The 13,529-nt window shown below is 72.0% G+C and carries 12 protein-coding genes; 6 read left to right on the forward strand and 6 right to left on the reverse strand.

Going from position 1 to position 13,529, the window contains the following annotated elements:
* Positions 1–145 precede the first annotated feature (145 nt).
* Entirely contained in the window at positions 146–421 is a 276-nt protein-coding gene (locus AB0C59_RS27330; protein WP_363009109.1) for a hypothetical protein, read from the reverse strand.
* Between the two features lie 36 nt (positions 422–457).
* On the opposite strand from AB0C59_RS27330, the gene AB0C59_RS27335 reads away from it, so the two are divergent.
* Both AB0C59_RS27335 and AB0C59_RS27340 read left to right on the forward strand, forming a co-directional pair.
* Positions 458–580, forward strand: a complete 123-nt coding sequence (locus AB0C59_RS27335) for a hypothetical protein (protein WP_363009111.1) — start codon at positions 458–460, stop codon at positions 578–580.
* A 27-nt stretch (positions 581–607) separates the two neighbouring features.
* Positions 608–1,069 (forward strand): GNAT family N-acetyltransferase, encoded by a 462-nt coding sequence (locus tag AB0C59_RS27340; RefSeq protein WP_363009113.1) that lies wholly within the window; start codon positions 608–610, stop codon positions 1,067–1,069.
* Here the strand turns inward: AB0C59_RS27340 and AB0C59_RS27345 are convergent.
* From AB0C59_RS27345 to AB0C59_RS27355, 3 genes are read right to left on the reverse strand one after another with little or no spacing between them, the layout of a single operon-like run.
* Positions 1,057–2,076: a TolB-like translocation protein gene (locus AB0C59_RS27345; RefSeq protein WP_363009115.1), complete on the reverse strand. Its 1,020-nt coding sequence runs from the start codon at positions 2,074–2,076 to the stop codon at positions 1,057–1,059. The genes AB0C59_RS27340 and AB0C59_RS27345 overlap by 13 nt on opposite strands.
* On the reverse strand, positions 2,073–3,359 hold the full coding sequence (locus AB0C59_RS27350) for an MFS transporter (RefSeq protein WP_363009117.1): 1,287 nt from the start codon (positions 3,357–3,359) through the stop codon (positions 2,073–2,075). The genes AB0C59_RS27345 and AB0C59_RS27350 overlap by 4 nt, the downstream gene beginning before the upstream one ends.
* Position 3,360: 1 nt before the next feature.
* On the reverse strand, positions 3,361–4,251 hold the full coding sequence (locus AB0C59_RS27355) for an alkaline phosphatase family protein (RefSeq protein ID WP_363009119.1): 891 nt from the start codon (positions 4,249–4,251) through the stop codon (positions 3,361–3,363).
* A gap of 237 nt (positions 4,252–4,488) precedes the next feature.
* Between AB0C59_RS27355 and AB0C59_RS27360 the strand changes: the two genes are divergently transcribed.
* Positions 4,489–7,500: a bifunctional [glutamine synthetase] adenylyltransferase/[glutamine synthetase]-adenylyl-L-tyrosine phosphorylase gene (locus AB0C59_RS27360; RefSeq protein ID WP_363009121.1), complete on the forward strand. Its 3,012-nt coding sequence runs from the start codon at positions 4,489–4,491 to the stop codon at positions 7,498–7,500.
* Here the strand turns inward: AB0C59_RS27360 and AB0C59_RS27365 are convergent.
* On the reverse strand, positions 7,488–8,342 hold the full coding sequence (locus tag AB0C59_RS27365) for a phosphatase PAP2 family protein (RefSeq protein WP_363009123.1): 855 nt from the start codon (positions 8,340–8,342) through the stop codon (positions 7,488–7,490). The genes AB0C59_RS27360 and AB0C59_RS27365 overlap by 13 nt on opposite strands.
* 403 nt (positions 8,343–8,745) lie before the next feature.
* Positions 8,746–9,765: a LacI family DNA-binding transcriptional regulator gene (locus tag AB0C59_RS27370; RefSeq protein WP_363009125.1), complete on the reverse strand. Its 1,020-nt coding sequence runs from the start codon at positions 9,763–9,765 to the stop codon at positions 8,746–8,748.
* Positions 9,766–10,133: 368 nt separating this feature from the next.
* Here AB0C59_RS27370 and AB0C59_RS27375 point away from each other — a divergent pair, with 368 nt between their 5' ends.
* The 3 genes from AB0C59_RS27375 to AB0C59_RS27385 all read left to right on the forward strand — a co-directional run bounded on the left by AB0C59_RS27375 (position 10,134) and on the right by AB0C59_RS27385 (position 13,482).
* Positions 10,134–11,408 carry an extracellular solute-binding protein gene (locus AB0C59_RS27375; RefSeq protein WP_363009127.1) on the forward strand — a complete coding sequence of 425 codons (1,275 nt, stop codon included), beginning with the start codon at positions 10,134–10,136 and terminating at the stop codon, positions 11,406–11,408.
* Between the two features lie 126 nt (positions 11,409–11,534).
* Positions 11,535–12,539 (forward strand): sugar ABC transporter permease, encoded by a 1,005-nt coding sequence (locus AB0C59_RS27380; RefSeq protein WP_363009129.1) that lies wholly within the window; start codon positions 11,535–11,537, stop codon positions 12,537–12,539.
* Between the two features lie 19 nt (positions 12,540–12,558).
* A complete protein-coding gene (locus AB0C59_RS27385; RefSeq protein WP_363009131.1) occupies positions 12,559–13,482 on the forward strand; it encodes a carbohydrate ABC transporter permease in 924 nt (307 codons plus the stop codon).
* Positions 13,483–13,529 lie beyond the last annotated feature (47 nt).

Below are 13,529 nucleotides of genomic sequence, written 5' to 3' on the forward strand. Positions count from 1 at the left end.
CCCCCCAGGTCATGCCATCGACAGGGGGCAAAAGTCATACCGGGCCCGGAGGCCAGCGGTCCTCTTGCAGGACCGCGGAAAACATAACGGGGCAGCCCGTCGACCGTGTCAGGGTCGCGGCCGACGCCTCGACGGCCGCTCGGCGTCACTCGCCCGCGCCCCCGTCGCGCACCGCGGCGAGCCTGGCGGGCATCTCCCGGATGATCTCCGCGATCCGTTCTCGGTGGTCGGCGGTCAGCCGATCTCGCTCAATCAGCACTGGTTCCCGTTCCTCCCGCAGAGCCCGTGCCTCCTGCGGGTTCGGCGCGGTGCCGACTCGGGCGCTGTAGGCGGCGATCACCGCGTTCAACATCGCTCGTGCATGCTCATAGGCGTCCATCTCGGCCGGCGTCCACCGTTGCAGGCGTGCCCTGTCCGACATGCGGACCTCCCTCCTTCGTCACTCGATCGTTGCGGGGTGCGCACCTCGGTCCGTGGCGAGGTGGTCGAAGGCTACGCGCACCTCGCCCAGTCGGGCGTCGGCGGTGGCTGCCCCGGGGTCGGCGGTGTCCGGTCGGTCGTGTGCCGGGAGGGGGAGTGAATGTGACGGTATGTCACACTGTGCGGCATGGCGCATGAGGGCACCGGTGGGACGTTGAGCGTCGGGCACCACGACAAGAAGCTGAACCGGCGGCTGTCCAAGGGGCTGGACGAGTTCAACCAGCGCGCGACCGGCACCACGGACGCCGACCAGGGCGAGCTGTCGGTGAAGGCCGTGGACGACGCCGGAGAGCTGATCGGGGGCCTGTCCGGGTCGACGTGGGGCGGGCTGCTCGACATCGACATGCTCTGGGTCCGCGAGGAGAGCCGAGGGGACGGTTGGGGGAGCCGGCTGCTGCTGGCCGCCGAGGAGGAGGCGCGGCGGCGCGGCTGCGACCGGGCCTGCCTGTCGTCGTTCACTTTCCAGGCCCCGGAGTTCTACCGCCAGCACGGCTATGTCGAGACCGGCAGGACCCCCGGCATCCCCGGGGGCGCGGAGGACGTCCACCTGTACAAGAGCCTCGCCGCCGAGGCCGCTCAGCGGAGGTAGGCCGGGGACACCGCCGCCGTGGTGAGGCGGCGCGGGGTGCCGGTGCCGTCGGCCGGGACCTCGTACAGGTCCGCCCCGTAGTCGCCCGGCAGGGCGTAGACCAGGGTGCGGGTGTCGCGCCACACCGCCTGGTCGTCCACGCTGCGCGGCTCCGCGAGGGGCGTCTCGCGGCCCGTGCGCGGGTTCAGGACGTACAGCCGCCAGGGGGCGTCCGCGGGCAGGCCCGCGACGCGCTTCTTGAACGCGATCCGGGTGCCGTCGGGAGACAGCGAGGGGCACTCGACGTTCGTCCGCAGCGCGGTGACCGTGCGGCTGCCCAGGTCGCCGCGCACAAGGTAGGTCGTGCCGTGCGTCGCGAGGGTCGCGTAGAAGGTGCGGTCGTCCGCCGCGAAGGTCACGCCCCAGAAGTTCATGTCCGGCGCACGGTAGGTCCTGCCGTCCTTGACGACGCGGTAGGACTCCAGCGACGGCGTCAGCTCGCCCGTGCGGACGTCGACGATCGCCGTCCGGGTCGAGAAGTCGGTGCCCGCGTACGAGTCCCCGCCGACGAACGCCGTCCACGCGGCGTAGTGCCCGCTGGGGGAGACCCGGGCGCGGGAGGGGATGCCCGGGACGTCGTAGTGCGCCCGCTCGTGCAGGCGGGCGTCCAGGATCACCGCGCGGTAGGTGTCCGAGACCGGGCCGTGCACGGCCCGCAGGCACACGCCGGTGCCCGAGGCGGCGTAGAAGCGCAGGCAGGTGACGGCGGCGGCGGTGCGCGCGCCCGACGGGTCCTGGGCCGGCACCGAGACCAGCTCGTCGCGGTGCGGCCCCCAGGCCATGTTCCGGAACACCAGCCGGCCCGGCTCCGCCAGTCCCACCCGGCCGGAGGAGATGGGCGGCCCGCCCGCCCGGGGCCGGTCCCTGCGCTCGGCGCGCGCCGAGGCGTGCAGCACCGACGCCGCCGCGGCCCCGGTGAGCAGCAGCAGGGCGAGGAGCAGGACCAGGACGCGGACGCGGAACGTCATACCGTGCCTTTCGGGCGAAGGACCAGACAGAGCATGGCGCACAGCGCGAGCACGGCCGTCGACGCCGTCAGCGCCGCGCGGTCGCCCCACACGGTCCAGGCGGCGCCGAACCCCAGTGAGCAGACGAAGCGGGCGCCCGCCTGGCCCGTCTGCACCAGGGCCAGACCGGAGGAGCGCAGTTCCTCGGGCACGCTGTCCGAGGCCGCCGCCATCAGGACGCCGTCGGTCGCCGCGTAGAAGCAGCCGTGCAGGGCGAGCACGGCGAACGGCAGCGCCGCCGGGTGCCAGGAGCCGAGCAGCAGGCCGTACGCCGACAGCAGGGCCGCGTGGCCCGCCAGGAAGACGCGCCAGCGGCCCACCCGGTCCGCGAGCCGGCCCAGCGGCACGGCCAGCAGCAGGAAGGCGGCCGCGGTGCCCAGCGGCAGCAGCGGGAAACAGCGTTCGGGGACGCCGAGGCCTCGCTGCAGCAGGAGGTACACGAACGAGTCGCTGACCGTCGCGAGGCCCAGGAGCAGCGCGCAGAGCGCGATGCGGCGCAGATCGGGGCGGCGCAGCAGGGCGAGGGCCGCGCGCAGCGTCGGCCGCGCGCTCCCGTCCGAGGGGGCGCCCGCCGCACCCGGCACGAACAGCGCCAGGACCAGTACGCCCGCCACGGCCACGCAGAAGCTGACCGTGAACACCGCGTCGTACCCGTCGACCGTCGCCCGCAGGATCCAGAACGCCACGAGCGGGCCGAGCAGGGCGCCCGCCGTGTCCATCGCGCGATGCACCCCGAAGGCGCGGCCGCGGTTCTCCGGTGTGCTGGAGAGGGAGATCAGCGCGTCGCGGGGCGCCGTGCGCAGGCCCTTGCCGGTGCGGTCGGCGGCCAGGACCAGGCCGATCAGGGGCAGGGAGTGGGCGAGCAGCAGCAGCGGCTTGCACAGCGCCGACAGGCCGTAGCCGATGCCGGCCACCCACTTGTGGCGTCCTTCGCCCCGGTCGGCGAGATGGCCCCCGGCCAGGCGCACCAGCGCCGAGAAGCCGTTGTAGATCCCGTCCAGGAGCCCGAAGCCCAGCGGGGTCAGGCCCAGGCCCGCCACCAGGTACAGCGGGAGCACCGCCGTGACCATCTCGGAGGAGACGTCGGTGACCAGGCTGACCGTGCCGAGGGCGAACACGGTCGGCGCGATCGCGGACAGGCGCCGCCCGGCGGGATGCCGGACGACGCGGTCCGCGGACCGGGATGCCGGTGCCGATGGCGGTGCCGGTGGCTGGGAGGTGGCACGGCTGTCCGCGACGTACATCTCAGGAGGCCCAGATGCCGGTGATGTCCTTGGCCGAGGCGGCGTTGCCCGCGTGCGAGGTCAGGCCCTGGGTGTCCTCCAGGGTGCGCAGCAGGTCGTAGTGGTCGTAGGTGGTGGCGCTGCTCGAACCGGCGGCGACGGGCTGGCCGTAGAGCACCGTCGGGATGCGGTTGCCGCTGAGCCTGTTGTCCTCGTCGAAGGTGACGACCAGCAGGCTGTTGTGGGATTTGGCCCAGGTGGCGTACGCGCCGAGCTTGTTCTTCAGCCAGGTGTCACCGGTCGACACCGAGCAGTCGTGCATGTCGCTGCACAGGTTGGGGGTCACGAACGACAGCTGGGGCAGCGTCGCGTAGTCGCCGGGGAACTGCGTGAACGTCCTGGCGCTCGACGTCGGTACGTTGCTGAAACCGAACCAGGGGTTGTGCTTGCGCGCGTAGTCGCCGGTGCCGCACGTGGTCGAGCCCTGGCTGGGCAGGGTCTCGTTGTAGCTCGCCCAGGTGCGGCCCGCCGCGATCTGCTCGGAGGCCAGGTTCTTCGCCGAGGAGAAGCCGGGCGTGTAGCAGCTGTCGTCCGTGATGCCCTGGGTGGAGCCGGAGAACAGCGCGAAGTAGTTGGGCTGGCTGGGGTGGGTCTGCGCGTACGACTGGGTGAGGACCGCGCCGCCGGACCGCAGCGAGTTGAGGTACGGGGCGCCGGAGGCGCCGATCACCTGGCTGTACGCGTGGTTCTCCATGACCACGACGACCACGTGGTCCGGGGACGGGACGGCGCTCGCGGCGTGCGCGGGCGTCTCGCCGCCGAGGCCGGTCCACAGCCCGACCGCCGTGGCGGCGAGGGCCGCGGCGGCGGTCACGGTGGCACGGGTGCGGCGGACGACGGAACTGCCGGACACTTCTACCTCCGGTTGGGGGAGCGGGGGATGACCGTGCGACATGGAGCATGGACACGCCAATGTTCCGGAGGGTCACGCCACCCGGCCCGGCGGGTGAAGAACGGATGAAATGCTGCGCCGCACGGCCCGTTCCCGTACCCGACGCGCACCGCGCGGGCGCTGTGCGCGGGCACGGAGGCTAATCTCGAAAGCCAGTGCCGCAGCCGGTGCCGTGATCGATGGTCGGGAGGCCGAGGGATGACCGTGCCCCAAGGGCGCAGGAGCAGTACGTTCACGCGGCTGTTGCGGCACGGCTTCACCGACCCCTCCGCCGCCGACCGCCTGCTGCAGAGCCCGGAACTGACGCCCATAAGGTCCGATCCGTTCCTCCTGGAGGCCCTGGGCGCGACCGCCGACCCCGACCAGGCCCTGCACGGGCTCGCCCGGCTGCTGGAGGCGCAGCCCGCGCCCACCGCCCGGCGTGAACTGCTCGACACCCTGATCGCCGCCAAACCGCTGCGGGACCGGCTCCTCGGGGTCCTCGGCGCCTCCACCGCGCTCGCCGACCACCTCGCCCGCCACCCCGGCGACTGGCACGAACTGGTCACCTACGAGGCCCAGGACCTGCACCCCGGCGTCGCGGAGTTCGAACGGCGGCTGACCGAGGCCACCGACCCCGTCTCGCTGCGTGTCGCCTACCGCCGCTGCCTGCTGTCGATCGCCGCCCGCGACGTGTGCGGCACCACCGACCTCGCCCAGACCGCCGCCGAACTCGCCGACCTCGCCACCGCCACCCTGCGCTCCGCCCTCGCCCTCGCCGCCGCCGCGGCACCCGAGGACGCCGCGCGCTGCCGTCTCGCGGTGATCGCGATGGGCAAGTGCGGCGGCCACGAACTCAACTACGTCTCCGACGTGGACGTCATCTTCGTCGGCGAGCCCGCGGCCGGCGCCGAGGAGGCCAAGGCGCTCCAGGCCGCGACCCGGCTCGCCTCGCACATGATGCGGATCTGCTCCGAGACCACCGTCGAGGGCAGCATCTGGCCCGTCGACGCCAACCTGCGCCCCGAGGGCAGGAACGGCCCCCTGGTGCGCACCCTCAGCAGCCATCTCGCCTACTACCAGCGCTGGGCCAAGACCTGGGAGTTCCAGGCACTGCTCAAGGCCCGCCCGGTGGCGGGCGACATGGACCTGGGCGAGGAGTACACGGCCGCTCTCGCCCCGCTGGTCTGGCAGGCCGCCGAGCGCGAGAACTTCGTCGCCGACGTGCAGCGGATGCGCCGCCGGGTCATCGACAACATCCCCGCCGGCGAGGTCGAGCGGGAGCTCAAACTGGGGCCCGGAGGCCTGAGGGACGTCGAATTCGCCGTCCAGCTGCTTCAGTTGGTGCACGGCCGCGCCGACTCCTCGCTGCGCAGCGGCACGACCCTGGACGCGCTCAAGGCCCTCGCGAACGGCGGCTACGTGGGCCGCTCGGACGCCGTCCAGCTCGACGAGGCGTACCGCTTCCTGCGCTCCATGGAGCACCGCATCCAGCTCCACCGGCTGCGCCGCACCCACCTCGTCCCCGAGGACGAGGCCGACCTGCGGCGCCTGGGCCGCTCGCTGGGCCTGCGCACCGACCCCGTCACCTCCCTGCGCCGCGAGTGGAAACGGCACTCCGGCGTCGTACGGCGTCTGCACGAGAAGCTCTTCTACCGGCCGCTGCTCGACGCCGTCGCCCAACTCGCGCCCGGCGAGACCCGGCTGAGCGCCGACGCGGCCCGGGAACGGCTCGTCGCCCTCGGCTACGCCGACCCGGCGGCCGCCCTGCGCCACCTGGAGGCGCTGGCCTCCGGCGTCACCCGCAAGTCCGCCATCCAGCGCACCCTGCTGCCCGTGCTGCTCGGCTGGTTCGCCGACTCCGCCGACCCGGACGCGGGCCTGCTGAACTTCCGCAAGGTCTCCGACGCGCTCGGCAAGACGCCCTGGTACCTCAGGCTGCTGCGCGACGAGGGCGCCGCCGCCGAGAACCTCGCCCGCGTCCTGTCCGCCGGACGCCTCGCCCCCGACCTGCTGATGCGGGCCCCCGAGGCGGTCGCCCTGCTCGGCGACGGCGACGGCGGCGGGTACGGCGGCGGACTCGAACCCCGCTCCCGCGCCCACCTCGACCAGGAGATCCTCGCCGCCGTCGGCCGTGCCTCCAGCGCCGAACAGGCCGTCACCTTCGCGCGCGGAGTACGGCGGCGCGAACTGTTCCGCACGGCCGCCGCCGACATCGTCGGCTCCTACGGCACCGAGGAGACCACCGCCGCCCCGGACCAGGGCGCCCTCATCGACCTGGTCGGCGGCGCCGTCTCCGACCTGACGGCGGCGACCCTCGCGGGCACGCTGCGCGCCGTCGTGCGCGCCGGCTGGGGGGACACCCTGCCCACCCGGTTCGCCGTCATCGGCATGGGCCGCTTCGGCGGACACGAACTCGGCTACGGCTCCGACGCCGACGTCCTGTTCGTGCACGAGCCGCAGGAGGGCGTCGACGAGCGGGAGGCGTCCGAGGCGGCCAACCGCGTGGTCTCCGAGATGCGCCGACTGCTCCAGATCCCCAGCAGCGACCCGCCGCTGCTGGTCGACGCCGACCTGCGGCCCGAGGGCAAGTCGGGGCCGCTGGTGCGCACCCTGCCCTCGTACCGGGCCTACTACCAGCGCTGGTCCCTGGTCTGGGAGTCGCACGCGCTGCTGCGCGCCGAGCCGGTCGCCGGGGACGAGGACCTCGGGCGCCGCTTCATCGAGCTGATCGACCCGCTGCGCTACCCGGCGGAGGGGCTCGGCGACGAGGCGGTGCGCGAGATCCGGCGCCTGAAGGCCCGCATGGAGTCCGAGCGGCTGCCCCGGGGCGCCGACAAGACCCTGCACACCAAGCTCGGGCGCGGCGGCCTCTCGGACGTGGAGTGGACGGTCCAGCTGCTCCAGCTCCGCCACGGCTGGGCCGAGCCCGGGCTGCGCACCACCCGCACCCGTGAGGCCCTCGCCGCCGCGTGCGCCGCGGGGCTGATCCCGGGCGAGGAGGCCGCCATCCTGGACGAGGCCTGGGTGCTCGCCTCCCGGGTGCGCAACGCGGTGATGCTCGTCCGGGGACGGGCCGGCGACACGTTCCCCTCCGAGGCGCGGGAGCTGGCCGCGGTGGGGCGCTACCTGGGGTACGGGCCGGGTCATGTCGGGGACATGCTGGACGAGTACCGGCGCACGACCCGCAGGGCCCGGGCCGTGGTCGAGGAACTCTTCTACGGAGCGTGAGCCCCGGCGCCGCCGCTCTCGGCGCCGGCCACGGCGACCGGCGGTGTGTGCGGCGGCGCGCCGTACCAGAGCCTGGCCACCGCGAACCCGAAGCCCAGGCAGAGGGCGCCGCCCGCCGCGTCCAGCCAGAAGTGGTTCGCCGTGGCGACGATCACCACGAGGGTGGTCGCGGGGTAGAGCAGGCCCAGTACCCGGGCCCAGGGCAGCGACGCCAGCGTGAAGATCGTCAGGCCGCACCACAGGGACCAGCCGATGTGCATCGACGGCATCGCCGCGTACTGGTTCGACATGTGCTTCAGGTCGCCCGACGCCATCGAGCCCCACGTGTGGTGCACCGTCACCGTGTCGACGAAGTGGCCGCCCGTCATCAGGCGCGGCGGCGCCAGCGGGAAGAAGTAGTAGCCGAGCAACGCCGCGCCCGTGGTGGCGAACAGGGTGAGCCGGGTTGCCGCGTACCGGCCCGGATGGCGCCGGTACAACCAGACCAGCACACTCAGCGTGACGATGAAGTGCAGCGTCGCGTAGTAGTAGTTCATCCCCACGATCAGCCATGTCACCGCGTTCACGGCGTGGTTGACGGTGCCCTCCACGGCGATCCCGAGCCGCTGCTCCACCTGCCAGAGCCAGTCGGCGTCGGCGAGCGCCTTGGTCCGCTGCTCCGGGACCGCGTTGCGGATGAGGGAGTAGACCCAGTAACTCATCGCGACGAGGAGGACTTCGAACCAGAGGCGGGGGCGGCGGGGGGTGCGGATCCTGCGCGGCAGGGCCTGCCCTGCGCGGTCCTCGGTCTCGTCCGCGACGGCCTGGCGGCCGGCCAGTGCGGTCACGGTGTCGTTACCCATAGCAACAGAGTCTGCCAGATCCGTGTTCCCCCACGATCATCTCGTGGAACCCCGGGGGTCGCATGTCCGCGGGGCGCCTGGCGGCTGGGCGCCTGGCGGCTGGGCGGGGGTATGGAGCTCGGGCGCGGGCCGGTGGGGGGTTTTGCGCAGTTCCCCGCGCCCCTGAAGGGCTGGGCCTGGGGGCCGGTGGTCGGCTGCGAGCCGGTGGGGGGTTTGCGCAGTTCCCCGCGCCCCTGAAGGGCTGGGGGTGGGAGGCATGGTCTGCGCCAGTTCCCCGCGCGTCTTTCAGGGGGGCGTCCGGGGGCCCGGGGTGCGCGGAGCGTGGCTTTTCAGGGGCGCGGGGAACTGCGCGATCAGCCACGACGGGCCCGCAGGGGACGACGTGCCGCAAGGCCCCGCGGGGCTACGGCCGCAGGGACGCCGTCGAGCCGCGTACGACCAGTTCCGGCATGAACACGAACTCGCTGTGCGGAGCCGGCGTGCCCCCGATCTCCTCCAGCAGCGCCCGCACCGCCGCCTGCCCCATGGCCGGCACCGGCTTCCGTACCGTCGTCAGCGGTGGATCCGTGAACGCGATCAGCGGCGAGTCGTCGAACCCCACCACCGAGACGTCGGTGGGAACCTCCAGCCCCCGCTGCCGTGCGGCGCGTATCGCCCCGAGCGCCATCATGTCGCTCGCGCACACCACCGCCGTGCACCCCCGGTCCATGAGCGCGGACGCCGCCGCCTGCCCGCCCTCCAGCGTGTACAGCGAGTGCTGGATCAGCCGCGTCTCTATGTCGTCGGGGGCCAGCCCGAGCCGCTCGTGCATCGTGCGCACGAACCCCTCGATCTTGCGCTGCACCGGCACGAAGCGCCGGGGCCCGAGGGCCAGGCCGATGCGGGTGTGGCCGAGCGAGACCAGGTGCGTGACCGCCAGGGTCGTCGCGGCCCGGTCGTCGGGGGAGATGAACGGCGCCTGCACCTTCGGCGAGAAGCCGTCCACCAGCACGAACGGCACGCCCTGCGCGCGCAGCCGCTCGTAGCGCTCCATGTCGGCGGTGGTGTCGGCGTGCAGCCCGGAGACGTAGATGATGCCCGCGACCCCGCGGTCCACCAGCATCTCGGTGAGCTCGTCCTCCGTGGACCCGCCCGGCGTCTGCGTGGCCAGCACCGGTGTGTACCCCTGGCGTGTCAGCGCCTGGCCGATGACCTGGGCGAGCGCGGGGAAGATCGGGTTCTCCAGCTCCGGGGTGATCAGCCCGACCAGGCCCTCGCTGCGCTGCCGCAGCCGCACCGGACGCTCGTACCCGAGGACGTCGAGCGCGGCCAGCACCGACTGGCGCGTGGTCGCGGCGACGCCCGGCTTGCCGTTCAGCACCCGGCTGACGGTCGCCTCGCTGACGCCCGCCTGGGCTGCGATGTCGGCAAGGCGTGTGGTCACAGGAGTGGACTGTACCGGTCGTCCCTGTGCTTGCCCACCGATCGGACGCCGGGCCCGATCCGTGGAGCGGCCCCCTGCCGGTCGCTGCGCCATCGCGCCCCCTCGTCGTCGTGTGATCCGTGCGGCACGCGCTTCGTGGGCCCGTGCGGCAAGAGCTTGCAGAGTCTTGCACACCTGTCCACCCTCCAGCTGTGTGGGCGTACAACTGCGGAAACGCAAGACATACGGTCCTCACGGCAGGGTCACGTTCCGGTAACCGAAGGCCGATCTTTCGCTTTTTTGCAGCAAGACCTTTCGTCGCGCTTACATCGCTGTTACGTTCACGTCGCCCGGCGGCGTCCTCGGGCTTTCACCCTCAAGGAGAACTCATGCGGCGTGGCATAGCGGTCACCGCACTGGTGGCGTCCGTCGCCCTGACGGCGGCGGCCTGCGGCAGCAGCGGCAGCGACAGCGGCAAGTCGGACGGGCCGGTCACCATCACCTGGTGGGACACCTCCAACGCCACGAACGAGGCGCCGACGTACCAGGCCCTGGTGGACGGCTTCGAGAAGGCCAACCCGAAGATCAAGGTCAAGTACGTCAACGTGCCCTTCGACCAGGCGCAGAACAAGTTCGACACCGCCGCCGGCTCCCAGGGCGCTCCCGACGTGCTGCGCTCGGAGGTCGGCTGGACGCCCGCCTTCGCCAAGAAGGGCTACTTCCTGCCGCTGGACGGCACCGAGGCCCTCGCCGACCAGGGCAAGTTCCAGCCGAGCCTGATCAAGCAGGCCCAGTACGAGGGCAAGACCTACGGCGTGCCGCTGGTCACCGACACCCTCGCCCTCGTCTACAACAAGGCCCTGTTCAAGAAGGCCGGGATCACCGAGGCGCCGAAGACCTGGGACGAGCTGAAGTCCGACGCCGCCAAGGTCAAGGACAAGACCGGCGTCGACGGCTACTGGGGCTCCACGGCCGGCTACTACGCCCAGACCTTCCTCTACGGCGAGGGCACCGACACCGTCGACGCCAGCGCCAAGAAGGTCACCGTCGCCTCGCCCGCCGCGAAGAAGGCGTACGGCACCTGGCTGGGCATGTTCGACGGCAAGGGCCTGCACAAGGCCGACACGACCGCGGACGCCTACGCCCACATCCAGGACGCGTTCGTGAACGGCAAGGTCGCCGCGATCGTCCAGGGCCCCTGGGAGATCACGAACTTCTACAAGGGGTCGGCCTTCACCGACAAGTCCAACCTGGGCATCGCCACCGTCCCGGCCGGCTCCACCGGCAAGGCGGGCGCCCCCACCGGCGGCCACAACCTCGCCGTGTACGCCGGTTCCGACAAGGCGCACCAGGCGGCGGCCCTGACGTTCCTGAAGTTCATGACCTCGGCGGCGTCCCAGGAGACGATCGCCCGGAAGAACTCCACCCTGCCCACCCGCGAGGACGCCTACACCGCCGCGGTCAAGGCCGACCCCGGGATCGCCGGCTACCAGGGCGTCCTCGCCGCCGCCCAGCCGCGCCCGGCACTGCCCGAGTACAGCTCGCTGTGGGGCCCGCTCGACACCGAGCTGCCCAGGATCGCGGGCGGCAAGGAGTCCCTGGACAAGGGCCTGAGCAACGTGGAGCTCGCGATCGACAAGCTCGTCCCGGACTTCAGCAAGTAGGTGAAGCGCGGGGCCGCCGGATCCTCCGTGCACCGGGGGAGGGATCCGGCGGCCACCGGCCGCACCGGGCCGGGCAAGGCCCAGGCCAGTCGCCCCTGATCCGCAGACCCCGAAGGTTGTCGAACCATGACAGTCGCCATCGACCGCGCGACCGGCAAGCGCCGAGGTGACCGCGCGCCGCGTCCTGGCCTCGGCCGGCGCCTGAGGCACGGCTACGAGAAGCACTGGTACGCGTACGTGATGATCGCGCCCGTGGCCGTCGTGCTCGGCGCCCTCGTGCTCTACCCCCTGGTGTACGGCCTCTACCTCACCCTCACCGACGCCGACAGCCTCAACACGGCCCGCACCATCGGCGTCAACCACATCGACGCCACCTACCGGTTCGTCGGGCTCGACAACTACCGGGACATCCTGTTCGGTCCGACGTCCTACGACCGGTTCTGGTCGCACTTCGTGTGGACCGTCGTCTGGACGGTGCTCTGCGTCGCCCTGCACTACGGCATCGGCCTCGCGCTCGCGCTGCTGCTGAACCAGAAGTTCCGCGGCCGCACCTTCTACCGCATGGTGCTGGTACTGCCCTGGGCCGTCCCCACCTTCGTCACCGTCTTCGGCTGGCGCTTCATGCTCGCCGACGGCGGTGTCGTCAACGCCGCCCTGCACGCCCTGCACCTGCCCGAGCCGCAGTGGCTGGAGGACACCTTCTGGCAGCGGTTCGCCGCGATCATGGTCAACACCTGGTGCGGTGTGCCGTTCATGATGCTCTCCCTGCTCGGCGGGCTCCAGGCCATCGACGGCTCGCTCTACGAGGCCGCCGAGATGGACGGCGCCAACGCCTGGCAGCGCTTTCGCCATGTCACCCTGCCGGGCCTGCGGTCGGTGAGCGCCACCGTCGTGCTCCTCGGCGTCATCTGGACCTTCAACCAGTTCGCGATCGTCTTCCTGCTGTTCGGCAAGACGGCCCCCGACGCCCAGATCCTGGTCACCTGGGCCTACCAACTGGGCTTCGGGCAGCAGCCGCGTGACTTCGCCCAGTCCGCCGCCTACGGCATCCTGCTGCTGGCCGTCCTGATCGTCTTCACGTCCTTCTACCGCCGCTGGCTGAGCCGCAACGACCAGCAGTCCGCGATCTGAGGCAGGAGCAGGAGATCCCATGAGTACGACCACCGCCCAGACCTCCGTCGCGACGCCCGAACCCGCGCCCGGCCCCGCCCCGACGGCCACCGCGCGCCGCCGGGCCCGCGGCCGCGGCAGCCGGGGGCCCCTGGCGAGGGCCGCCTCCCACGCCGCCCTGACCGTGGCGAGCCTGATCGCGTTCTTCCCCGTCGCCTGGCTGATCTTCCTGTCGCTGGGCCCGGACAAGGACGACTACCTGCACCCCGGCCACATCCTGCACACGATGTCGCTGGCCAACTACGCGTTCGTCCTGAACCACACGGGCTTCTTCGACTGGCTGAAGAGCTCGCTCATCGTCACCCTGGGCGCCACGTTCATCGGCGTGCTGCTCGCCGCGACCAGCGGCTACGCCGTCTCCCGCATGCGCTTCCCCGGCTACCGGAAGTTCATGTGGGTGCTGCTGGTCACCCAGATGTTCCCGATCGCCGTCCTGATCGTGCCGATGTACCAGATCCTGTCGGACCTCGGACTCATCGACACCTACCTCGGCCTGATCCTCGTCTACTGCACGACCGTCGTGCCCTACAGCGCCTGGCTGCTCAAGGGCTACTTCGACACGATCCCGTTCGAGATCGACGAGGCGGGACGGGTCGACGGGCTCAGCCCCTTCGGCACCTTCTTCCGGCTGATCCTGCCGCTCGCCAAGCCCGGCCTGGCGGTCGCCGCCTTCTACAACTTCCTCACCGCCTTCGGCGAGGTCGCCTTCGCCTCCACCTTCATGCTGAGCGAGGACAAGTACACCTTCGCCGTGGGCCTGCAGAGCTTCGTCAGCGAACACGACGCGCAGCGCAACCTCATGGCCGCCACCGCGGTGCTGATCGCGATACCCGCGTCGGTGTTCTTCTACCTCGTGCAGAGGAACCTGGTGACCGGCCTCACCGCGGGCGGAACCAAGGGCTGACCGCCGCCCCTTCCAGGGCTCCCGCGCGCCCGGCGCGCGGGTGGCGG

Source organism: Streptomyces sp. NPDC048664, assembly GCF_040650555.1.
Taxonomy (GTDB): domain Bacteria; phylum Actinomycetota; class Actinomycetes; order Streptomycetales; family Streptomycetaceae; genus Streptomyces.